The 22,304-nt window shown below is 67.3% G+C and carries 23 protein-coding genes; 6 read left to right on the forward strand and 17 right to left on the reverse strand.

What is annotated here, in order from left to right; genetic code table 11:
* Nucleotides 1-81: 81 nt before the first annotated feature.
* The 11 genes from J3R73_RS06655 to coxB form a co-directional block, all read right to left on the reverse strand.
* Nucleotides 82-669, reverse strand: a complete 588-nt coding sequence (locus J3R73_RS06655) for a GNAT family N-acetyltransferase (RefSeq protein WP_307424055.1) — start codon at nucleotides 667-669, stop codon at nucleotides 82-84.
* A 105-nt stretch (nucleotides 670-774) separates the two neighbouring features.
* Nucleotides 775-2,034 (reverse strand): M16 family metallopeptidase, encoded by a 1,260-nt coding sequence (locus J3R73_RS06660; protein ID WP_307424057.1) that lies wholly within the window; start codon nucleotides 2,032-2,034, stop codon nucleotides 775-777.
* Entirely contained in the window at nucleotides 2,031-3,443 is a 1,413-nt protein-coding gene (gene thrC, locus J3R73_RS06665; RefSeq protein WP_307424060.1) for a threonine synthase, read from the reverse strand. Before thrC ends, J3R73_RS06660 begins: the two co-directional genes overlap by 4 nt.
* Nucleotides 3,444-3,590: 147 nt before the next feature.
* Nucleotides 3,591-4,337, reverse strand: a complete 747-nt coding sequence (locus J3R73_RS06670) for an SURF1 family protein (RefSeq protein ID WP_307424062.1) — start codon at nucleotides 4,335-4,337, stop codon at nucleotides 3,591-3,593.
* A gap of 3 nt (nucleotides 4,338-4,340) precedes the next feature.
* The gene (locus tag J3R73_RS06675) at nucleotides 4,341-4,718 is read right to left on the reverse strand and encodes a DUF983 domain-containing protein (protein ID WP_307424064.1); all 378 of its coding nucleotides are present in this window, start codon (nucleotides 4,716-4,718) and stop codon (nucleotides 4,341-4,343) included.
* Nucleotides 4,719-4,801: 83 nt separating this feature from the next.
* Entirely contained in the window at nucleotides 4,802-5,638 is an 837-nt protein-coding gene (locus J3R73_RS06680; RefSeq protein ID WP_307424068.1) for a cytochrome c oxidase subunit 3, read from the reverse strand.
* Nucleotides 5,639-5,668: 30 nt separating this feature from the next.
* Nucleotides 5,669-6,274 (reverse strand): cytochrome c oxidase assembly protein, encoded by a 606-nt coding sequence (locus J3R73_RS06685; protein ID WP_307424070.1) that lies wholly within the window; start codon nucleotides 6,272-6,274, stop codon nucleotides 5,669-5,671.
* Between the two features lies 1 nt (nucleotide 6,275).
* Nucleotides 6,276-6,524 carry a hypothetical protein gene (locus J3R73_RS06690; RefSeq protein WP_307424072.1) on the reverse strand — a complete coding sequence of 83 codons (249 nt, stop codon included), beginning with the start codon at nucleotides 6,522-6,524 and terminating at the stop codon, nucleotides 6,276-6,278.
* Complete coding sequence (gene cyoE / locus J3R73_RS06695; protein WP_307437151.1) at nucleotides 6,521-7,444, reverse strand: heme o synthase; 924 nt, start codon at nucleotides 7,442-7,444, stop codon at nucleotides 6,521-6,523. Before cyoE ends, J3R73_RS06690 begins: the two co-directional genes overlap by 4 nt.
* A gap of 194 nt (nucleotides 7,445-7,638) precedes the next feature.
* Nucleotides 7,639-9,270, reverse strand: coding sequence for a cytochrome c oxidase subunit I (ctaD, locus tag J3R73_RS06700; RefSeq protein WP_307424075.1), 1,632 nt, complete (start codon nucleotides 9,268-9,270; stop codon nucleotides 7,639-7,641).
* Nucleotides 9,271-9,303: 33 nt separating this feature from the next.
* Nucleotides 9,304-10,173: a cytochrome c oxidase subunit II gene (gene coxB / locus J3R73_RS06705; RefSeq protein ID WP_370879853.1), complete on the reverse strand. Its 870-nt coding sequence runs from the start codon at nucleotides 10,171-10,173 to the stop codon at nucleotides 9,304-9,306.
* 328 nt (nucleotides 10,174-10,501) lie between these two features.
* On the opposite strand from coxB, the gene J3R73_RS06710 reads away from it, so the two are divergent.
* Complete coding sequence (locus tag J3R73_RS06710) at nucleotides 10,502-11,053, forward strand: invasion associated locus B family protein (RefSeq protein WP_370880071.1); 552 nt, start codon at nucleotides 10,502-10,504, stop codon at nucleotides 11,051-11,053.
* Between the two features lie 21 nt (nucleotides 11,054-11,074).
* Here the strand turns inward: J3R73_RS06710 and J3R73_RS06715 are convergent, their stop codons facing one another.
* Nucleotides 11,075-12,721 carry an acyl-CoA dehydrogenase family protein gene (locus J3R73_RS06715; protein ID WP_307424082.1) on the reverse strand — a complete coding sequence of 549 codons (1,647 nt, stop codon included), beginning with the start codon at nucleotides 12,719-12,721 and terminating at the stop codon, nucleotides 11,075-11,077.
* A 165-nt stretch (nucleotides 12,722-12,886) separates the two neighbouring features.
* On the opposite strand from J3R73_RS06715, the gene J3R73_RS06720 reads away from it, so the two are divergent.
* Both J3R73_RS06720 and J3R73_RS06725 read left to right on the forward strand, forming a co-directional pair.
* Nucleotides 12,887-14,317, forward strand: a complete 1,431-nt coding sequence (locus J3R73_RS06720; protein WP_307424086.1) for an MATE family efflux transporter — start codon at nucleotides 12,887-12,889, stop codon at nucleotides 14,315-14,317.
* A 19-nt stretch (nucleotides 14,318-14,336) separates the two neighbouring features.
* Nucleotides 14,337-15,035: a DUF937 domain-containing protein gene (locus tag J3R73_RS06725; RefSeq protein WP_307424089.1), complete on the forward strand. Its 699-nt coding sequence runs from the start codon at nucleotides 14,337-14,339 to the stop codon at nucleotides 15,033-15,035.
* A 99-nt stretch (nucleotides 15,036-15,134) separates the two neighbouring features.
* On the opposite strand, the gene J3R73_RS06730 is transcribed toward J3R73_RS06725, so the two are convergent.
* Nucleotides 15,135-15,443 (reverse strand): DUF1127 domain-containing protein, encoded by a 309-nt coding sequence (locus J3R73_RS06730; protein WP_307424091.1) that lies wholly within the window; start codon nucleotides 15,441-15,443, stop codon nucleotides 15,135-15,137.
* A 206-nt stretch (nucleotides 15,444-15,649) separates the two neighbouring features.
* Between J3R73_RS06730 and J3R73_RS06735 the strand changes: the two genes are divergently transcribed.
* Nucleotides 15,650-16,531, forward strand: a complete 882-nt coding sequence (locus tag J3R73_RS06735) for a LysR substrate-binding domain-containing protein (RefSeq protein WP_307424094.1) — start codon at nucleotides 15,650-15,652, stop codon at nucleotides 16,529-16,531.
* A gap of 8 nt (nucleotides 16,532-16,539) precedes the next feature.
* Here the strand turns inward: J3R73_RS06735 and J3R73_RS06740 are convergent, their stop codons facing one another.
* From J3R73_RS06740 to J3R73_RS06750, 3 genes are all read right to left on the reverse strand, one after another.
* The gene (locus J3R73_RS06740) at nucleotides 16,540-17,391 is read right to left on the reverse strand and encodes a slipin family protein (RefSeq protein WP_307424097.1); all 852 of its coding nucleotides are present in this window, start codon (nucleotides 17,389-17,391) and stop codon (nucleotides 16,540-16,542) included.
* 124 nt (nucleotides 17,392-17,515) lie between these two features.
* Complete coding sequence (locus J3R73_RS06745) at nucleotides 17,516-18,886, reverse strand: glutamate--cysteine ligase (protein WP_307424100.1); 1,371 nt, start codon at nucleotides 18,884-18,886, stop codon at nucleotides 17,516-17,518.
* Nucleotides 18,887-19,023: 137 nt separating this feature from the next.
* Nucleotides 19,024-19,764: a 16S rRNA (uracil(1498)-N(3))-methyltransferase gene (locus J3R73_RS06750; protein WP_307424103.1), complete on the reverse strand. Its 741-nt coding sequence runs from the start codon at nucleotides 19,762-19,764 to the stop codon at nucleotides 19,024-19,026.
* Between the two features lie 153 nt (nucleotides 19,765-19,917).
* Between J3R73_RS06750 and J3R73_RS06755 the strand changes: the two genes are divergently transcribed.
* Both J3R73_RS06755 and ubiA read left to right on the forward strand, forming a co-directional pair.
* Nucleotides 19,918-20,331 (forward strand): hypothetical protein, encoded by a 414-nt coding sequence (locus J3R73_RS06755; RefSeq protein WP_307424105.1) that lies wholly within the window; start codon nucleotides 19,918-19,920, stop codon nucleotides 20,329-20,331.
* Nucleotides 20,332-21,270, forward strand: coding sequence for a 4-hydroxybenzoate octaprenyltransferase (gene ubiA / locus J3R73_RS06760; protein WP_307424108.1), 939 nt, complete (start codon nucleotides 20,332-20,334; stop codon nucleotides 21,268-21,270).
* Nucleotides 21,271-21,368: 98 nt separating this feature from the next.
* Here ubiA and J3R73_RS06765 read toward each other — a convergent pair whose 3' ends face one another.
* The gene (locus J3R73_RS06765) at nucleotides 21,369-22,259 is read right to left on the reverse strand and encodes a LysR family transcriptional regulator (protein ID WP_307424109.1); all 891 of its coding nucleotides are present in this window, start codon (nucleotides 22,257-22,259) and stop codon (nucleotides 21,369-21,371) included.
* Between the last annotated feature and the right edge of the window lie 45 nt (nucleotides 22,260-22,304).

Consider the following 22,304-nt stretch of genomic DNA (forward strand, 5'->3'; position numbering starts at 1 on the left):
GCGCCGGGGACCGTGAGGCCGCCGGCCCGTACAAGCGGGAGGGCGGCCGGTTCGTTCGGAGCCTTCCACGGCCCGCGCCGCCTATTTCACTTCGTCGTCGGCGAGGATGGCGTAGAGCAGATGGTCGCGCCAGGCGCCCGCGATGCACAGATAGGAGCGCGCATAGCCTTCCCGCGTGAAGCCGACCCTTTCGAGCAGGCGGATGGAGGCGATGTTTTCCGGCAGGCAGGCCGCCTCGATGCGGCGCAGGCGCAGTGCCGTGAAGGCATAGGGGAGAACGGCGCGCACCGCCGCCGTCATATAGCCCTGGCCGGCATGGGCCTCGCCCATCCAGTAGCCGAGCGATCCCGTCTGCGCGACGCCGCGACGGATCTGCCCGAGCGTCAGCCCGCCCAGAAGCGCGCCGTCGCTGGTACGGAAGAGGTAGAGCGGATAGGCGGCGTCCGCCCGCACGTCCTGGCTGTAGCGCCGCAGGCGCGCCCGGAAGGCGGAGCGGGTCAGGTCATTGGCCGGCCAGGTCGGCTCCCAGGGGCGCAGGAAGGCGCGGCTCGCCGAGCGCAGGGCCGCCCAGGCCTCGAAATCACGCATTTCGGGCGCACGCAATTCGATGCCCGGCCCCTGGATCGGCGGGAGCACGTCCGCAAAGGAAAAGGGCCGCAGGAACGACATGGTCGGTTCACCCCTGCTGCCGAGGCCGAGCCGGAGAACCGCAGGTCCGCCGGGGCCGCTCGTTCGGGAACAGGAAGGCGGGAGGCCGCAGGCCCGTTCGAACCGTCATGCTGCGAGCCGCGTCCTGATGCTGTCGAGGCGCGGCAAGGTCGAGACCGGGCCGAGGGCGGCAAGCGTTGGGGCGGACGCCAGCAGGGCGAGGCCGGCGTTGCGGACATCCGCCACGGTGACGGCATCGACCTTGGCGATCAGTTCGGCGGCGCTGAGCGGGCGGCCCCAGGTCAGGATATGGCGGGCGAGCTGTTCGGCCCGCACGGAGGATGATTCGAGCGACATCAGCAGGCCCGCCTTCATCTGGGCCTTGGCACGTGCGACTTCGGCTTCCCCGGGCGCCTGCGCGGTCGCTTCGATGGTGTCGAGGATGACGGGCACGAGATCCGCGAGGTCCTCCGCGCCGGCGCCGGCCGAGATGCCGAAGATGCCGGTGTCCGCATAGGCCCATTGGAAGGCGTAGATCGAATAGCACAGCCCCCGTTTCTCGCGCACTTCCTGGAAGAGGCGGGAGGACATGCCGCCGCCGAGGACATTGGTGAAGACACCCAGCGCCGGGCTGGCGGCGTCGCGATAGGACCGGCCTGCAAAGCCGATCAGCACATTGGCCTGCTCATGGTCGGTATCGACGACGAATTCGCCGCCGTGATAACGGGCGGACACCGGCGCGGGGCCCTTGTCGGTCGGCAGCCCGGCGAACAGGCGGGTCGAATCCTCGACGATCCGGTCGTGGTCGACGGCACCGGCCGCCGCCACCACCATGCGGCCTGCGCGGTAATGCGTATCGAGATAGCTGCGGATGGCATCGCGATCGAAGGACATCACGCTGTCGGGCGTGCCGAGAATGGGGCGTCCGATCGGCTGGTCCGGGAAGGCGGCCTGGTTGAACATGTCGAAGACGAGATCGTCCGGCGTGTCCTCGACGGCGCTGATCTCCTGCAGGATGACGTTCTTCTCGCGCGTCAGCTCATCCTCGTCGAAGATCGATTCGGTGAGGATGTCCGCGAGGATGTCGAGGCCCAGGCCGACATCTTCCTTCAGCGTGCGGGCATAATAGGCGGTCTGCTCGGCCGACGTGGCGGCGTTGAGCTCGCCGCCGGCGCTCTCGATCTCCTCGGCGATGCGCCGGGCGTCGCGCCGCGTCGTGCCCTTGAAGGCCATGTGCTCGAGCAGATGGGCGAGGCCGTGCTCCGCTTCGCCTTCCGATCGGGCGCCCGCCCCCGCGAAGACGCCGAGCGCGGCCGTCTCCAGATGGGGCATCGCATCGGTGATGACGGTAAGGCCGGAGGGAAGGACGGTGACTTTCAGACTCATGCGGCAGCACCCTTCGCCGCACGGGAATGCCGACGGACGAACTCTTCGAGGACAATCAGGTCGTTGGGCAGGACGGTGAAGCGCTCCGGCCGCTCAAGCAGATCCGCCATGAAGGGGGGAAGCGCCGGCTCGATGCCGGACGCAGCCTTCACCGCGGCGGGGAACTTGGCCGGATGGGCGGTCCCCAGCACCACCATGGGCACATGCCTGTCGCGGTCCGATTTCTCCGCGACCGCGACGCCGACGGCGGTATGGGGGTCGAGGAGATAGCCCGCCTCGCGCCAAAAGCGTCCGATCGTCGCGGCGACCTCCCGCTCGTCGGCGCGGTCGGCATCGAATTCGGCCCGTATCCGCTCGATCGCCGAGGGTTCGATCTCGAAGGCGCCCGACTGGGCGAGGCCCGCCATCAGGCCGCGGACGCTGGCCGCGTTGCGGTCATGCGCGTCGAACAGCAGCCGCTCGAAATTGGAGGACACCTGGATGTCCATCGACGGCGCGGATGTCGCGACCACGCCGCGCGCTTCGTAGACGCCGGTGGCGACGGTGCGCGCGAGAATGTCGTTCACATTGGTGGCGATCACCAGCCGGTCGATCGGCAATCCCATGCGCTTGGCGACGTAGCCGGCGAAGATGTCGCCGAAATTGCCGGTCGGCACCGAGAAGGACACCGGCCGGTGCGGCGCGCCGAGGGCCACGGCGGCCGTGAAGTAATAGACGATCTGCGCGACGATGCGGGCCCAGTTGATCGAGTTCACGCCGGAGAGGCCGATCTCGTCACGGAAGGCCAGATGGTTGAACATCGCCTTCAGCTGCGCCTGGCAATCGTCGAAATTGCCCTCCAGCGCGACGGCCTGCACGTTGGGGGCCGCCACCGTCGTCATCTGGCGGCGCTGCACCTCGGAGACGCGGCCATGGGGGTAGAGGATGATGACGTCGACCTGCTCCAGGCCCCGGAAGGCCTCGATCGCCGCGCTGCCCGTATCGCCCGACGTCGCGCCGACGATCGTCGCCCGCCGTCCCCGGGCCTTGAGCACGTGATCCATCAGCCGCGCGAGCAGCTGCATCGCCACGTCCTTGAAGGCGAGGGTCGGCCCATGGAAGAGCTCCTGGACGAACAGGCTGTCGCCGATCTGGACCAGGGGAGTGACGGCGGGATGGGTGAAGCCGGCATAGGCCTGCTGCAGCATGTGGCGCAGGTCGTCCGCCCCGATCTCCTCGCCGATGAAGGGGGAGATCACCGTTTCGGCGACCTGCCAGTAGGGCTTGCCGGCGAGCCGGGCGATGGCGGCATGCGACAAGGTCGGCCAGGTTTCGGGAACATAGAGGCCGCCGTCGCGGGCGAGGCCGGCGAGCAGGGCATCGCAGAAGCCGAGGACAGGAGCTTCGCCCCTGGTGGAGATATACCGCACGAATCTATCCTTCTGGGGGCTGGAGCGGGACGATGACGTAGCCCGTTCCGTTCGGCACGATCCCCTTCCTGTAGTCCCGGCAAGGCTCGCGGGCAAGGCGAGTGTCGCCTCCTTGTGTTCCAGGACGGTCGCATTCGGCCCGAAGGCTCAGCCCCGGCCGGACAGGCGGCGCCATACCATCGCCGCGTAGACGCCGACGAGCCCGATGGCGAGGCCGAACCAGGTCAGCGCATATTGGAAATGGTTGTTGGGGAAGGAGAGGATGGTCTCGCCACCCTGGGGAAGGCCGCCCGGCGCGCTCGCATCGGCGTCGATGATGAAGGGCGCCACACGCGTGAGGTGCTCGGCCTGCGCGATCGCGGCGATGTCGCGCGTGAACCAGTTGCCCGTCGCCGGATTGTCCGCGGGGGTGAAGAGGTTGCGGTCCTCGGTCCAGCGCGCGAGCCCGGTGAGGGTGACGGGCCCCTCGACCTGCCCGGCCGGCCGTCCCGCCGGATCCTTGGCGCTTTCGGGCACGAAGCCGCGATTGATCAGGATGGTCGAGCCGTCGGCGCGGACGAGAGGCGTGACGATCCAGTAGCCGACCCCGCGGGCCGCTCCCCTGGCGTCCGGCAGGTTGGCGAAGACCTGCACCTCCCCGGCATGGTCGAAGGTTCCGCTGACCTGCCAGTGGCTGTATTCGATCGCATCCTGTGTCAGGCCCGGCCAGCGGCTTTCGGGCGGAGCGGGGACGGGCGCCTGCGTCGCGCGCTCCGAGACCTCGCGGATCAGCCCTTCCTTCCACTTCAGCCGCTGCAGCTGCCATGTGCCGAGGCCGACGAGAAAGGCGCACATCGCCAGCATGAACACGGTCGGGACGAGAAGGGAGCGCCTGTCGGCGTGGACCTCTGTCACGAATTATTCCTCAAGCCGGCCCTCGGCCGCCTTGTTGGTAAATTGCAGCGCCACGAGGACGCCCTTCATCAGGCGCAGCAGGCCGAGACAGACGATGATGGCGAGGGGACCCCACAGGACGATGTGGACCCAGATCGGTGGCTCGAAGGTGAATTCGACATAAAGGGCGGCGCCCAGGATGATGAAGCCGGCCAGGAGAATCACCAGCACGGCAGGCCCGTCGCCGGAATCGGCAAAGCTGTAGTCGAGGCCGCAGGATCGACAGCGCGGCACGAGCTTGAGAAAGCCGTCGAACATCCGTCCCTGGCCGCAGCGGGGGCAGACGCCGCGCAATCCGGTCTGGAAGGGCGAAAGCGGCGGGTAGTGATGATCCTGCGACATGGCTGCGATCCCCGGGAAACGGTGTCCTCAAAAGGAAACGGCCGGGTCAGCCCGGCCGTTTCGCTGGCTAGGGAGGCGCCGGCTCAGCCGTTCACGCCGCCGGGGCCGTGGCCCCAGACATAGATGCAGGCGAACAGGAACAGCCAGACCACGTCGACGAAATGCCAGTACCAGGCCGCGAACTCGAAGCCGAGATGGTGGCGGATGGTGAACTGGCCCAGCGATGCCCGCCACAGGCAGACGGCCAGGAAGATGGTGCCGACGATGACGTGGAAGCCGTGGAAGCCCGTCGCCATGAAGAAGGTCGCGCCGTAGATGTGGCCCGAGAAGTCGAAGGGGGCGTGGGCGTATTCGTAGGCCTGGCAGGTGGTGAAGAACAGGCCGAGGATCACCGTCAGGATCAGGCCGTTGCGCAGGCCCTTCTTGTCGCCCTCGAGCAAAGCGTGATGCGCCCAGGTCACGGTGGTGCCGGAAGTGAGCAGGATCAGCGTGTTGAGCAGCGGCAGGTGCCAGGGATCCAGCGTCTCGATGCCCTTGGGCGGCCACACGCCGCCGGTCAGCGTCGTGCGGGCGAATTCGATCGGCTCGCCGGGAAAGAGCGCAACGTCGAAATAGGCCCAGAACCAGGCGACGAAGAACATCACCTCGGAGGCGATGAACAGCATCATGCCGTAGCGGTGATGGAGCTGCACCACCGGGGTGTGATCGCCCTCGGCGGCTTCCTTGATCACGTCCCACCACCACATCAGCATGGTGTAGAGCACGCCGATGAGGCCGATGCCGAACACCAGCGGCCCCGGCGTGTAGTGGTGCATCCAGGTGATCAGGCCGATGGCGAGGACGAAGGCCGACATCGCGCCGACCAGCGGCCAGGGGCTCGGATTGACGAGGTGGTAATCATGGTTCTTGGCGTGAGCCATGGCTTTCTCCAGATGCCGGTCGCCCGGGTGTCACAACTGCGGTTTGGTATTGGACGACGTCGCCTCCGCGATCGGTGTCGCGGACGGCTTCGCCGGATAATAGGTATAGGAGAGGGTGATCGTCTTCACGCCGTGAAGGTCGCGATCCTCGTCGATGGCCGGATCCACGAAGAACACCACCGGCAATTCCTGGCTCTCGCCCGGCCCCAGGGTCTGGCTCGAGAAGCAGAAGCATTGGATCTTGGAGAAGAAGGCGCCCGTCTCCAGCGGCGTGACGTTGTAGGACGCCGTGGCGTGGGTGGCCTGCGAGGACAGGTTGGTGATCCGGTAATAGACCGTCTTGACCTCGCCCGCCCGGACTTGGACGCTCCGCGTCTCCGGCTCGAATTTCCACGGCAGGGCCGCGTTGATGTTCGAATCGAAACGGACCTCGAAGCTGCGATCGATGGTGCGGCCCGGCGCCTGCGCGGCGACGCGCGTCGTCCCGCCATAGCCGGTAACCCTGCAGAACAGGCTGTAGAGCGGCACGGCGGCATAGGCTGCGCCGAGCATCGATCCCACGAAGGCGACGCAGCAGACCGCAACCAGCCGGTTGCTGGTCCTCGTCTTCTTCCGGTCGGGATCACCTGCGGTCATGTCAGAAGCCCTGGCTGCCGATGCCCGGCCCCTTGACGAAGCTCACGGCGTAGACCAGCAGAACGAAGGCGATCAGCGCTGTCGCGAGCGCGATGCTGCGCCAGTGCAGCTTGCGAGCCTCGTCCGGGCGCAGCCGGCCGATCCAGGAATCCCGCGGGGGGCGCTGATAGGCGAGGGGCCGGAAGGCGATGATCAGGATCAGCACGAGGACGAGCGGCCCGACCAGCCAGATATGATTGGTGATGCTCATGCGATCGCCCTCATGACGAGGGTCTCGCCGAGCAGGCAGGCGAACAGCGCGAAGAGATAGAGGATGGAATAGCCGAACATGCGGCGGGCGGGAGCCATGTCGTCCGGCCTGCGCCAGATATCCACCGCGAGCCACAGCATGCCGAGTCCGCCGGCGGCCGACACGATGCCATAGGCAAGAGGGGCGAAACCCAGAAACCAGGGCAGCATGCCGATCGGGGCGAGGGCGACGGTGTAGAGCAGGATCTGCTTGCGGGTCTCGCCCGCACCGGCGACGACGGGCAGCATCGGCACGCCCGCCTTCTCGTAGTCGCCCGACTTGAACAAGGCGAGCGCCCAGAAATGGGGCGGGGTCCACATGAAGATGATGGCGAACAGCACCAGGCTCTCGAGCGTCACCGTGCCGGTGACGGCCGCATAGGCCACCACCGGGGGCAGGGCGCCGGCGGCGCCGCCGATCACGATGTTCTGCGCCGTCCAGCGCTTCAGCCACATCGTGTAGACGACGACGTAGAAGAAGATGGTGAAGGCCAGGAGGGCTGCGGCCAGCAGATTGGTGAAGATGCCGAGGATCATCACCGAGGCGCAGGACAGGAACACCCCGAAGGCCAGGGCCTCGCCGGCGGCGACCCGCCCGGCCGGAACCGGCCGGTTGCGCGTCCGGCTCATCACCGCGTCGATATCGGCGTCGTACCACATGTTCAGGGCGCCCGAGGCGCCGGCGCCGACCGCGATGGCGATCAGGGCGGCGAGCGCCACGATCGGATGGATATGCCCGGGCGCGACCACCATGCCGGTCAAGGCGGTGAACACCACGAGCGACATCACCCGCGGCTTGAGCAGCGCCAGATAGTCCCCGACCGAGGCGATGCTGATCAGGGAGTCGGCATCGTCAGCCTGGCCTTTGATGGGCACGCCGATATCGGTCACATAAAATTCCTTCGTTGAGGCGCCGGCGAGCCGGCTGGTCGGCCGATCCGCCCTTGCCGGGCATCGTTTCCTGCTCGAATGCTGCGCTCGGCAGCATTCGAGCAGGAAACCTTCGCGCCGTCCGTCTGGAGGCGCAAGGGCGGCCGTGGATGCGGCCGCCCCCGAATTCGCGATGTTCGAGGCGCTCAGCGGATGCGCGGCAGCGTCTCGAACTGGTGGAACGGCGGCGGGGAGGACAGCGTCCATTCCAGCGTCGTCGCGCCTTCGCCCCACGGATTGGCCTCGGCCAGCTCCTTGCGGACGAACAGCGCGTAGAAGTTGATCGCCAGGAACCAGATCACGCCCGCCGCGAAGATGAAGGAACCGATCGAGGAGACGAAGTTCCAGTCGGCGAAGGCCGGATTGTAGTCGACGACATGGCGCGGCATGCCGGCGAGGCCGAGGAAATGCTGCGGCATGAAGAGCATGTTGGCGCCGATGAAGGCGATCCAGAAATGCACCTGGCCCATCCAGTCCGGGATGATGTAGCCGAACATCTTCGGGAACCAGTAGTACCAGCCGGCGAAGATGGCGAAGACGGCGCCCAGCGACAGCACGTAGTGGAAATGCGCCACCACGTAATAGGTGTTGTGCAGCGAGCGGTCGACGCCGGCATTGGCGAGCATGACGCCGGTGACGCCGCCCACGGTGAACAGGAAGATGAAGCCGACGGCCCAGACCATCGGGGCCTTGAAGTCGATCGAGCCGCCCCACATCGTGGCGATCCAGGAGAAGATCTTCACGCCCGTCGGCACCGCGATCACCATGGTGGCGAACACGAAATAGGCCTGCGTGTTCACGTCGAGGCCGACCGTGTACATGTGGTGGGCCCACACGACGAAGCCGACGACGCCGATCGCGACCATGGCATAGGCCATGCCGAGATAGCCGAACACCGGCTTGCGCGAGAAGGTCGAGACGATGTGGCTGATGATGCCGAAGCCGGGCAGGATCAGGATGTAGACTTCGGGATGGCCGAAGAACCAGAACAGATGCATCCACAGGATCGGATCACCGCCGCCCTGGGGCGAGAAGAAGGTGGTGCCGAAATTGCGGTCGGTCAGCAGCATGGTGATGGCGCCGGCGAGGACGGGCAGCGACAGCAGCAGCAGGAAGGCGGTGATCAGCACGCCCCAGGCGAACAGCGGCATCTTGTGCAGCGTCATGCCGGGTGCGCGCATGTTGAAGATGGTGGTGATGAAGTTGATGGCGCCAAGGATCGAGGAGGCGCCGGCCAGATGCAGAGCGAGGATCACGAAGTCCATCGCCGGGCCGGGCGTGCCGATCGTCGAGGACATCGGCGGGTAGGCGGTCCAGCCGGTGCCGGCGCCGAGGTCGTCGGGGCCGGGGCCGCCGGGAACGAACATCGAGATGACCAGCAGGGAGATGGCGGGCACCAGCAGCCAGAACGAGATGTTGTTCATGCGCGGGAAGGCCATGTCGGGCGCGCCGATCATGATCGGCACGAACCAGTTGCCGAAGCCGCCTATCATCGCCGGCATGACCATGAAGAAGATCATGATCAGGCCGTGGCCGGTGACGAACACGTTGAACGTATACGGGTTGGAGAAGATCTGCATGCCCGGATACATGAGCTCGGCACGCATCATGATCGAGAGGAAGCCGCCGACGATCCCCGCGCAGAGCGCGAAGATCAGATAGAGCGTCCCGATATCCTTGTGGTTGGTCGAATACAGATAACGGCGCCAGCCGGTGGGATGATCATGCACGTCATGCGCATGGGGGTCATGCGCCGATGCGTTCTGAGCAGTGGCCATCGTTCTTTCCTCTAATCGAGCCTTCAGGCCGACTTACTTTATTATAGCAGCCGCCGAAGCGACCTCGTTCGAATTCGTACCGTTCATGGCGGCTTTCTTGCCGGCCACCCACTTCTGGAAATCGTCGTTGCTGACCACATGCACCGCGATCGGCATGAAGGCGTGGTCGTGGCCGCAGAGCTGGGAGCACTGGCCGTAATACCAGCCCTCGCGCGTCGCCTGGAACCAGGTCTCGTTCAGGCGGCCGGGAATGGCGTCGATCTTGATGCCGAAAGAAGGCACGGCGAAGGCGTGGACGACATCGGCACCCGTGACCTGCACGCGCACGATCTTGTTGACGGGCACGACGACCTCGTTGTCGACCGCCAGCAGCCAGGGCTGGCCGTCGGCCTTCACCTTGTCCTCGTCGCGGCGCATCACCGAGGTGAAGGTGAAGTCGCCATTGTCGGGATATTCATAGTCCCAGCTCCACTGGCTCGCCGTCGCCTTGATGGTGAGGTCGGGGGTCGGGATGGTCTGCTCGAGGAACAGCAGCCGGAAGGAGGGAATGGCGATCGCCACCAGGATGAGGATGGGGATGACGGTCCAGGCGATCTCGATGCCGGTATGGTGGGTCACCTTCGACGGGATCGGATTGGCCTTCTTGTTGAAGCGGAAGATCACGTAGAGCAGCAGCACCATCACGAACAGCGTGATGGGCACGATGAACCACATGACGTAGCTGTGGAACCAGACGATATATTCCATCACCGGCGTGGCAGCGCCCTGCAGCCCCATCTGCCATGGTGCAGGCTCGCCCACGCCCGGCGTGGGGCTGTCCGCGAACGCTGTACCCATCGTCAGGGCCCACAGCGCGGATGACAGCATCATCCCGCCGATCTTCTTCCTTGCCTGGAAAGCCATCCGCCTTCTCTCCAATTCCCGCCGGTCGCCCATGGCAACGGTACCGGCCTTCAGAGCGACCACCGCTCAGCGCTTGGGGCGCAGATTTCACGGATTGGAACGCTTGTAAAGCACACGGCCACTCAAAAACCATAATCCTCGACGCATCGCAATGGCACAGGGTCCCCGGTTTGTGCGGCAATTGGGCGCGAAAGCGGTCGAGGTCGTCCGAGGGCTTGCCTACCCACCGCCGGCGCGGCAAACTTGACAGGCTGGACCTGTCTGTTACCCGTCCCGGCACAGATCAAAACAGGGGCTTTTGGCCCCGATTCGGCGAGGATACGACTTGCTGGCATATTGGCTGAAGAATGGCATACCGGCTCTCCTGCTGCGGCGTCCGGTCGGTCTGACGCTCGTTCTCGGGCTCGTTCTCGCCCTCGGCGGAACGGCGGCGCAGGCGCAGACGGATGCCCTCGGCACCCTTCGCTCCACCCATGACAATTGGCAGGTGCGCTGCGATACCCCGCCGGGAGCCCAGCAGGAACAATGCGCCCTGGTCCAGGCCGTCACCGCGTCCGACAGGCCCAACGTCGCGCTCTCGGTGCTCGTCCTCAAGACCGCGGACCAGAAGAGCCGGCTCCTGCGCGTGCTGGCGCCGCTCGGGGTCCTGCTTCCCTCCGGCCTCGGCCTCAAGATCGACGGCAGGGACGTCGGCCGCGCCGGCTTCGTACGCTGTATCGCCACCGGCTGCATGGCCGACGTGGTGCTCGACGACGGGCTGATCGGGCAGCTTCGCACCGGCAAGGAAGCGACCTTCATCATCTTCCAGACCCCGGAGGAGGGCATCGGCATCCCGCTCACCCTGAAGGGTTTCGGCGAGGGATTCGACGAGCTGAAGTAGACGCCTTCCGGCGGGGCCCGCTCAGGCCGCGGCTCTCGCCCGATCCAGAATGGGCTGCAGCGCCAGGCCGTGCGGGAGCGCGCCGTAGCAGCCCCGCATGCCGCCCCCGAGCCGGGCGGCGGCGAAGGCTTCCGCCACCGCCGGCGGCCCGTGGCGGAGCAGGAGCGAGGCCTGCAGCCCCAGCGCCATGTCCTCGACCAGGCGGCGGGCCAGCGGCTCGGCCGCCGCCGGATCGCCCAGGCCGCCTTCGACCTCGGCCAGGAACCGGTCATAGACGGGATCGAGGCCGCGTGCGGCTTCGAGCTCGCTGCGGAGAGCCTCGGCAGCCGCCGGCTCCCGCCCGAGGGCCCGCAGGACGTCGAGCGCGTTGACGTTGCCGGCGCCCTCCCAGATCGCGTTGACGGGTGCTTCCCTGTAGAACCGCGCCAGCGGCCCTTCCTCGACATAGCCGTTGCCGCCGAGGCATTCGAGCGCCTCGCAGACATGGCCGGGCAGGCGCTTGGTGATCCAGAACTTGGCGATCGCCGCGCCGATCCTGGCAAAGGCGGCCTCGGCCGGATCGCCGCCGTCGAAGGCGCGCGCGACGCGCATGACCAGGACCAGCGCGGCCTCCGCCTCGACGACGAGGTCGGCCAGCACGGGCCGCATCAGCGGCTGGTCGATCAGGAGGCGGCCGAAGGCGCGGCGGTGGGCGGCATGGTGGACGGCCTGCACGGCGGCCTGGCGCATCATGCCGGCGCAGACGAGGGCGGCATCGAGCCGGGTCTGGTTGACCATGGCCATGATGGTGGCGATGCCGCGCCCCTCGCCGCCGATGCGCCAGGCGAAGGCGCCGGCATATTCGATCTCGGCGGAGGCGTTGGAGCGGTTGCCGAGCTTGTCCTTGAGGCGCTGGATGAAGATGGCGTTGCGGCTGCCGTCGGGCCGCCAGCGCGGGGCGAAGAAGCAGGTCAGCCCGGCTTCCGCCTGGGCGAGGGTGAGGAAGGCGTCCGACATCGGGGCGGAGCAGAACCATTTATGGCCGGTCAGTTCGAAGCCGTCGCCGCCGATGGGAGCCGCGGCGGTCGTGTTGGCTCGGACGTCGGAACCGCCCTGCTTTTCCGTCATCGCCATGCCGATGGTGGCCGCGCATTTCCCTTCCACGGGGATGCAGGCCGAATCATAGGCGTTGGCGAGGATGCGCGACGCCCATGCGGCGTAGACGTCGCTGTTCTGCCGCAAGGCGGCGAGGCTGGCGCCGGTCATCGTGATCGGGCAGCAGACGCCGGGCTCGACCTGCGTCAGCATATATTCGAGCGCCGCATGCGCGACATGGCCGCCGCCGCGCCGGATCCACGGCAGGGAATGGATGCCGGCCTCGAGCCCCAGCGCCATCAGCGCGTGGTAGGCGGGATGATATTCGACGAGGTCGATGCGCTGGCCGTAGCGGTCGAAGCCATGGAGCCGCGGCGGGTGGCGGTCGGCCTCTTCGCCGTGCGCGAGCGAGGCCTGCGTGCCGAGGGCGGCGCCGAAGCGGCGGGCCTCCTGCGAAGCCCAGCCCGCGCCCTCGCGCGTCAGCGCCTCCCGCAGGCCCGGATCGGTATCGAAGAGATTATAGTCGACAAGGGGCGGCGGCTGGTTGGTGACGCGATGGGTGGGCAGGTCCGCGATGGGGCGATGCGCGATCATGGCTGGCCTCCCGGTTTCCGTCCAAGGACGACGGGCCGAGAGTATCCCGAGGCGGGCAGGGGTGCGAGCGGGGAGTTTCCCTGCCGCCGATTTCGGCCTATACCCGCGCCGACTCCTGCACGCCGCTGCGCCACGCCTCGCTCCGGCCCGCGAACTGGACATAGAATGGATCACCCCCAAGCCGACGAGGAGGCCGAGGCCATCCGAGCCGCGCCTCGGCCTCCCGTGCCCCAGGCGCAAGCCAAGTTCGTCACCGGCTCGACCATGCGCCATGTCGTGGTGATGACCTCGACGGGATCGATCGGCCTGATGGCGGTGTTCGCCGTCGACCTCATCAATCTCTGGTATATTTCGCATCTCGGCGACACTGTCGCGACGGCGGCGGTCGGCTATGCCTCGACCATCCTGTTCATGACGACCTCGGTGTGCATCGGCATCATGATCTCGGCGGGCGCCTTGTGCTCGCGGGCGCTCGGCGGACGCAACCGGCCGCTGGCGCGGCGGTTCGCGGCCTCGACCATGGTGTGGATGCTGGTGGTGACGACCGGCGTCGCCCTGTGCAGCTTCCCCTTCATCCGGCCGATCCTCGCGGGGTTGGGCGCCACCGGGCGCACGCTCGATCTCGCCACCATCTATCTGCAGATCACGACGCCCACCGTCATCCTCATCGGCATCGGTGTCGGGTTTTCCGGCGTGCTGCGGGCCGTCGGCGATGCGCGCCGGGCGATGTATGTCACCCTGTCCGGCGCGATCGTGGCGGCGATCCTCGATCCGGTGTTCATCCTGTGGCTCGGCCTCGGGGTCGAGGGCGCGGCCTGCGTCGTGGTGTTCTCGCGCGCCGCCCTGGCCCTGCTCGGCTGGTATGGCGCGGTGCGGGTGCATGGACTCGTCGCCCGCCTCTCCATCCGCGACGCCCTCGCCGACTTCATACCGATCATCGGCATTGCCGGGCCGGCGGTGCTGGCCAATCTCGCCACCCCCGTCGCCAACAGCTACATGACCGCCGTGCTCGCCCCGTTCGGGGACGGCGCGGTCGCCGGCAATGCGGTGACGGGCCGCCTCGTCGCCTTCTGCTTCGGCGGCATCTTCTCCCTCTCGGGCGTGGTCGGGCCGATCTTCGGGCAGAACTACGGCGCCGGGCGGCTGGACCGGGTCCGGCGCACGCTCACCGACGCCTTCATCTTCACCACGATCTACGCGCTGGTGATGTGGGCGGTGCTGGCCGCCGGGCATCACGGCGTGGTGCGGCTCTTCAACATCGTCGATCCCGAGGCGGCCCGCCTTATCGAGTTCTTCTGCCTGTTCGTGGCGGGATCCTGGATCTTCCATGGCCTGCTCTTCGTCGCGAACGCCTCGTTCAACAATCTCGGCTTTCCCATCGCCTCGACGATCTTCAACTGGGGCAAGACGACGCTGGGCACCATTCCCTTCGCCCTGGCGGGGGCTACGCTCTGGGGCGCGGAGGGCGCCCTGGCGGGGCAGGGGCTCGGAGCCGTCCTGTTCGGCGTTATTGGTGTATGGTGGGCCTATCGGTCGTTGCGCCGGCTGAAGGGGCCGAAAGTCGGGCCCGCCCCGGCGCGGGCGGCGTCGGACTGACAGGAGAGGGGACGCGGCCATGGACAACCTGTTCGACCTTCTGCGCACAGCGCAGAACGGACATGCGATCGACAATCTGGCCCGCCAGTTCGAACTCAGCCGGCAGCAGGCCCAGGCTGCGGTCGAAGCGCTGCTGCCCGCCTTCTCGCTCGGGCTCAAGCGGCAGGTGGAGAGCGCCAGGGTCGAGGCGCCGCCGCCCACCTTCTTCGGCCTCGCCGGACTGCCGCAGATCGACGCCTTCCAGAACGCCGCGCTCGCCTTCACCCAGCAGGCGACCCAGCAGGGCAATGCGGTGCTCGGAGCGTTGTTCGGATCGAGCGACAGGGCGAGGGATCTCGCCCGGCAGGCCGCGATGCAGAGCGGCGTCGCCGCGCCGGTGCTGACGGCAATGCTTCCCGCGCTCGCTTCCATCCTGGTGAGCGGTCTCGCCCATATGGCGCTGCCCCACGCCGTCGGCGGCTTCGGACCGGGACCGGCCGCCAACCCGGCGGGCGACATGTTCCTCGGCATGATGCGGGCCTTCCAGCCGCCGCCACCGCCCGCGCCGGAGCAGAGCCTCATGGCGTCGCTCTGGGCGCCCTTCCTCGGCCCGCCGCCGCCCGAACCCCCGCGGCAGGCGGACCTTTTCGCGAACATGCTGGAGGCCGGCACCCAGATTCAGAAGGCGCAGGGCGATGCGATGCGATCGCTGCTGGAAAGCTGGTTCGGCAGGACGTGAAAAGACCCGCTTCGCTTCCGAAGCGGGTCGAGGTGCGGAAGCCGCGCTTCCGAGGCGTTCCACCGCAGGGGCAGCGGCAGGAACAGCGGAGGGCCGGCGTCAGGGACGCAGGCCGATGAGATTGTCGCGATGCGCCGCCTTGAGGGCGAGGCGGCGTTCGGACACCGAGCAGACGAGCCGGTGCGAGGGATCGCGCCACAGCGGCTCGGCCAGGGCGCCGTCTATATCCATCGGGGTGAGGCCGAGATCGCGCAGCATCGCCGCGTCCGCCCCGGCCAATTGACCGAGTTCCCTGCGATGGCGGAGCGCGACGCCGATGGCGTTAATCTTGGCGGCGACAGCGCGCAGCGTTCCGACGAAGCTCGAAACAAGGGTGCGGGACGGGCTGTTGACAACAAAGACTGACATGGCTCTCTCCATCGGGCCGGTGGTGACGAATGCCTTCACTCATCACCAAAAGTGAACGATCGCACTATGAAACATTGCCATTGATCAATCCAACGAATGTTTTTAATGTTCAGCATAAGCGATCGTTATCAATGCCGCCCCCACCCCTGTTGCGAGCAATCCGTGGGGGCGCGGTGTCAGGGTTTCATGAGATTGGGGAGGCGTGCATGACAGCGCTGCTCGACATCGACCAGCTTCGGACCTTCATCGCCATCGCGGAAACCGGCAGCTTCACCCGCGCGGCGGAGATGGTGTTCAAGACGCAGTCCGCGGTGTCCATGCAAATGAAGCGGCTGGAGGAGCGGGTCGGCAAGGCGATCTTCGAGCGCGACGGGCGTTCCTCCAGGCTGACGGAGGACGGCGAGAAGCTGCTCGACTATGCGCGGCGCATCGTCAAGCTCAACATGGATGCGATCGGCGCTTTCGCCGACACCGAATTGACCGGTCGGGTGCGGCTCGGCGTGCCCGACGATTATGCCGACCGCTATTTGCCCGATATCATGACGCGCTTCTCTCAGGCCAATCCGCGCGTGGAGGTGACGATCGTCTGCGAGCCGACGCCCATGCTGGTCGAGCGCATCCAGGCCGGTGACCTCGACCTCGCCATCATCACCCATGTCGAGCACAAGGGGCCGGCCGAGTTCGTGCGCTACGAGCGCCTGCTCTGGGTGACGTCGAGCCTTCATTCGATCCAGAACGAAGCGACGCTGCCCCTCGCGCTCGGGCGGGCGAGCTGCTGCTGGCGGCAGGTGGCGGTGGAGCGCCTCGAGGCGCAGAACCGGCCCTATCGCGTGCTCTATTCGAGCTGGAATTCGACGGCGGTCGGCGCGATGGTGCTGGCGGGGCTCGCCGTATCGGTCCTGCCGGAAAGCGCCGTGCGGCCCGGCATGCGGGTGCTCGGGCCGATCGACGGCTTTCCGCCGCTGCCGTCCTGCAAGATCGGCCTCCTGCGCAACTGGCGCGAGCAGACTTCCCTCGCCGATGCCCTCGCCGCCCTCATCGTCCAGAGCCTCGACAACCTCGCCGGCCATGCCGAAGCGGCGGAGTAGCCCTTCGGCTATGCCGCGCTCTTGAGGCCGGGAGCCTGGCCGGCGAGCACCAGCGCCGATGCCGGGTCGAGGCTGTCGACCATCGAGGTCGGAATCAGGATGGTGGCGCCGCGCTCCTTGGTGGTCTCGTAGATGATGTTCATGGCGCGCAGCTGAAGGGCTGCCGGATGGCCGGCATAGATGGTGGCGGCCTCGACGAACTTGCCGGCGATCTCCGCCTCGGCCGAGCCGAGGATGACGCGGGCTTCCTTCTCCCGCTCGGCCTGGGCCTGCCGCGACATCGCGTCCTGCAGGGCGACGGGGATCGCGACGTCCCGGATCTCGACCGACATCACCGTCACGCCCCATTCGCCGGTCTTGCCGCCGATGACGTCGCGCAGATGCTCGTCCGCGGCCTTGCGGTCGGAGAGCAGGGAGGACAGCATCGACGACCCGATCATCTCGCGCAGCGACGTCTGCGCCACGCGATCGATGGCCTCGCGGTAATTGGTGATCTCCAGCGCCGCCTTGCGCGCATCATGCACGTGCCAGAAGATGATGGCATCGACATTGACCGGGACGGTATCGCGGGTCAGCGCCTGCTCGGCGTTGAAGGCGGTCGTCTGGATGCGCTCGTCGATGACGGCGACGACGCTGTCGATGATGGGGATGATGAAGAAAAGTCCCGGCCCCCTGACGCCCTGGAGGTTGCCGGCGCGCAGCACCACGAATTTCTGCCAGGTGTTGGCCATCTTCAGCGAGGCGGCGACGAGCAGCGCGGCAAGGACGAACACGCCGCCCAGGATCGGCACGCCGGCAGAGCCGATACCGATGCCGATGGCCGCCAGCACGAGCGTCGCGAACAGGGTGATCGGATTCATGACCGCGGCTCCTCCGGTGCCGACGCCCGGCGGCTCTCCAAGCACCGATCCCGATGTGGTGTGCGGGCCGCCCGCTTTAAAGCGGCAGGAGGCGGGCCTGGAGACAATTTCCGGAGACCGGCCCTCAATAGGCCTGTTCGTCGAACACCGGATCGATCCTGCCGCCCCATTCGCCGTGGAACTTGGCGAGCATGGCGTCGGCGGCCGTGACGCCGCTCTCCACCATGTCGTCGAGGCCATCGAGGAAATGGGCTTCGTTGCGGCCCTCCCAGTCCTCGACGTTGCGGGCTTGGAGGCCCTTGCGGGAAATGGCGAGGGCGCGCAGCGCGATGTCCCGCACGGTCTCGTTGCGGAAGGGGGTGCGCAATGCCTGTCGCGGCACGGCATCGCGCAGGGCGAGGCGCTCGCTTTCCCTCCAGCCCTTGACGAGGTCCCACGCGGCGTCCAGGGCGTCCCCGTCATAGAGCAGGCCGACCCAGAAGGCCGAGAGCGCCGCGAGCTTGGCAGTGGGGCCGGCGTCCGCGCCGCGCATTTCGAGGTAGCGCTTGAGGCGGACCTCGGGAAACAGCGTGCCGAGATGGTTGGCCCAGTCGGAGATCGTCGCCCGCTCGCCCGGCAGTTGCGGCAGCGTGCCCTTGAGGAGGTCGCGGAACGAGCCGCCCGAGACGTCGTGATAAATATCGCCGCGCTTGACGAAATAGAGCGGCACGTCGAGCGCCCAGTCGACATAGCGCTCGAATCCCATGCCGTCGTCGAAGGCGAAGGGAAGCATGCCGGTGCGGTCGAGGTCGGTGTGGCGCCAGACTTCCGAACGCATGGCGAGGAAGCCGTTCGGCCTGCCGTGCATGAAGGGCGAATTGGCGAAGATGGCGGTGGCAATCGGCTGCAGCGCCAGCGACACGCGCAGCTTCTTGACCATGTCGGCCTCGGAGGAGAAGTCGAGGTTCACCTGCACGGTCGAGGTGCGGTACATCATGTCGAGGCCCATCACGCCGACCTTGGGCATGTAGGACGTCATGATCTCGTAGCGGCGCTTGGGCATGGCCGGCGTCTGCTGGCGCGTCCATACGGGCGACATGCCGAGGCCGAGGAAGCGGATGCCGAGCGGCGTGCCGATCTCGTGCACCTGGGCGAGATGGGCGTGGATCTCCGAGCAGGTGTGGTGGATGGAGGGCAGGGGCGCCCCCGACAGCTCGAACTGGCCGCCCGGCTCCAGCGAGATCGCGCCGCCGCCGGTGATGTCGAGCATGCCGATGATGCGGTCGCCCTCCATGATCGGCTCCCAGCCGAGCATGGCCTGCATCCCCTCCAGCAGGGCGCGGATGCCGTTCGGGCCCTCATAGGGGACCGGCCGGTGGGTGCCGGCCCTGAAGGGGAATTTCTCGTGCTCCGTCCCGATCCGGAAGGCCGATCGCGGCTTTATCCCCTGTTCGACCCAGGCGACGAGTTCGTCGCGCGAGGCGACGGGAGTGGAATCGATGACGTCACGGGCCATGGGGCAAACCTTGCAAAACGGCGCGGACCATAGACAGAGGTTTGCGACATGACAATTGTGGCGGAACACACGATCGCGTCAAAAATCAGGATGATGCGGTGGAAGGGCGTTTTTTCTGCGAGGTTTCGCTCGCCCGATCAGCCGCGCCAGTCGCCGCGGACGGCCTGGACGAGCGCCAGCGCCGCCACCGCTGCCGTATCGGCCCGCAGGATGCGGGGCCCGAGCGAGAGGCGCGTATGCGTGGGGATGCGGCCGATGGCCTGGCGTTCCGCCTCGTCGAAGCCGCCCTCCGGCCCGATCAGCACGGCCAGAGGCCCCTCGGGTATCGATGCGAGGGCGGCGAGCGGATCGGCGACCGAGGCGTCCTCGTCGCAGAACACCAGATGCACCGAGGCGTCCCATGCGTCGAGGCGGCCGAGCAGGGCCTCTTCCGGCACGACGGGAGGCACGGCGATCACGCCGCATTGCTCCGCCGCTTCGACGACGTTGGCCCGCATGCGCTCGAGATTGACCCGGGAGACCTGCGTGCGCCGGGTGATGACCGGCTCGATCGAGCCGACGCCCATCTCGACCGCCTTCTGCACCATGTAGTCGAGCCGGGCATGCTTCAGCGGCGCGAACAGCCATCGCAGCGAGGGCAGGAGCGGCTGCGGCCTCGTCCGCGCCTCGACGAGGAGGCCGAGGCGCTTGCCCTCGGCGGTGAGACCGGCGGCGAATTCGCCGTCGCGTCCGTTGAAGGCGAGGATTCTCTCGCCGGCCTTCAGGCGCAGCACGTTGCCGAGATAATTCTGCTGCGTCCGGTCGAGGCCGACCGATGCGCCCTCTTCGAGCGGCGCGTCGACGAAGAGGCGGACCGAAAGAAAATCATAGGCTGCCATCGGCTCACTCGCACCTTTGCGGCACGGATGGTCGTCCCGGCCGGGCCGAGCGAGATTTCCATGCGTAAAACGACCTTGAGGCCGCCCTGAACTTGCGAGATCCATAGTTCCTCTATATCGAGAGTGCCACCAACAAATCTCGCGGATGACCCCATGCTGCGCCCAGCCTCAGTCCTCGTTTTCGCCGGCGCCATCCTGACCGCGACACCGGTCCTGGCCAACGATTTCTGCGACAAGGAACTCAAGCCGCTGATCGACAACCGGCTGGCGATCACGGCCTCGATCAACGCGATCAGCAAGAATCCCAAAAAGTCCGGCGCCCGCGAGGCGTTCTGCAGCCGGATCAAGGCCTATATCTCCGCCGACGAGAAAATCATCGACTATATGCGCAAGAACAAGGATTTCTGCGCCATCCCGGACCAGACGATCGCTCAATTCATCAAGGATGTGGGAACCGCGGGCAAGACCCACAAGAAGGTCTGCATGGGCCCGCCCCCGCAGGCCCGGCCCCGTCCCGGCGGGCCGCCGGCGCTGCCCAAGCCCCCCGTCGAACTTCGTCTCGAATAAATGCGAGCCGACACGGTCGCGGACGCGCCGGCAGGCAATTGGGTGGATCGCTACGCCCCGGCCTTCCTGAGGCCGTTCCTGCGCCTGTCGCGTGCGGACAGGCCGATCGGCGGGTGGCTGCTGATGTGGCCGTGCTGGTGGTCGGCGGCGCTGGTGGCGCTCGACCGCAACCGCGCCTTTCCCGATCCCTGGCACCTCGTCCTCCTTTTCGTCGGCGCCTTCGTCATGCGCGGGGCCGGCTGCACGCTGAACGACCTCGTCGACCGCCATATCGACGCCGCCGTCGAGCGGACGCGCTCGCGGCCGATCCCCTCCGGCCAGGTGAGCGCCCCGGCTGCGGCCGCCTGGCTCGTGCTGCAGGCGCTGGTCGGCCTCGCCGTGGTGGCGCAGTTCAACCTGTTCACCGTCTGCCTCGGCATCGCTTCCCTGGCGGTGGTGGCGATCTATCCCTTCATGAAGCGAATCACCTCCTGGCCGCAGGCCGTTCTCGGCGTTGCCTTTTCATGGGGCGCGCTGATGGGATGGGCGGCCGCGGCCGGATCGCTGGGCTGGTCGCCGCTCCTGCTGTTCGCCGGATCGATCCTGTGGGTGATCGGCTATGACACCATCTATGCGTGCCAGGATCGCGAGGACGACGCGATCGTCGGGGTGCGGTCGACCGCATTGCTGTTCGGCGAGCATGCGCGGCTGGCGGTCGCCGGCTTCTATGCGGGCTGCGTCCTCCTGTTCGCGCTGTCGCTGACCTTCGTCGACGCCTCGCCCTTCTCCTTCCTCGGCCTCGCCTGCTTCGCCGTCCATTTGCTCTGGCAGGTGATCCGCTTCGACCATGAGGACGGCGCACGCTGCCTGAGGATCTTCCGTTCCAACCGCGATGCCGGGGCGATCTTCTTCGCCGGCCTGGTGGTGGACTGCCTGTGGCAATGGATGTTCTCGGTCTAGGACAAATACGGTCCCACCGATTCGAAATCTCTCATGCGTCATTGCGGCCTTCGGCCTCCTGCGCCGATCAGAACGGATGACGCCCGGGAAAAGGCGCTTCAGCGCTCTTCGAAGAGGGCGCGTTCGTCGGCGAAGAGCTGGATGAGGAAATCTGCCACGGTCCTGATCGCGAGGTCCTGGCCGTCCCGCCGACGCGTGACGAGCCAGAGCTCGCGCGACGGCGGTCCGCGGTCGAGCGTCACCGGGCCGAGCCGGTCATCGGTCCGTCCGATGAAATGAGGAAGCAGCGCAATGCCCGCATCGGCTCCCGCCGCCGCGGCCTGAGCGGGCTGGCTGCTGGTCCGCAAGGCCATGCGGGTGCGAGGAAAGTGCCGCGTGAGCCAAACAGCGTCCGCAATGGAGGCGTTGGCTTCGTCGAAGCCGACGAGGACGGGCGCGGCGCCGTCGCCGATCCGACGGCGCCATTCGGCCGAGGCATAGAATCCGTAATCCAGCGTCACCAGGCGGCGGGCGATCAGGTCGCCATCCTGCGGGCGTCCGAAACGCAGGGCGATGTCCGCCTCGCGGCGTTCGAGGCTCACGGCGCGGACGTCGGTCGCGATCTCGACATCGAGGCCGGGGTAGCGAGCCGCCAGGCCTGCCAGCCGCGCGACGAGGAAGCCCTGGGCCAGGCCCGGCGTGGCATTGATGCGCACGAGGCCGTTCGGCCTGTCGTCCGCGCCGGCCCGGGCCAAGGCCGCGGCCGCCGTCTCCATGGCGATGGCTGCGGCGAGACAGCGCGAACCGGCGGGTGTCAGCACATAACCGTCCGGCCGGCGCTCGACCAGCCTGCCGCCGAGCGCCTCTTCCAGGGACGCGATGCGCCGCGAAACCGTCGCGTGGTTGACCGACAGGGCACGTGCCGCGGCCGACAGGCTGCCATGGCGGACGAGCGCCACGAAGATGCGGACATCCTCCCAATCGAGCCCTGTGCGGATTTGATCAGCCATTGAGCGATATTGGCGAATTTCATCACAGCAGGCCACCGCCTATCC

The sequence above is a fragment of the Labrys monachus genome, from assembly GCF_030814655.1.
Classification (GTDB): Bacteria; Pseudomonadota; Alphaproteobacteria; order Rhizobiales; family Labraceae; genus Labrys; species Labrys monacha.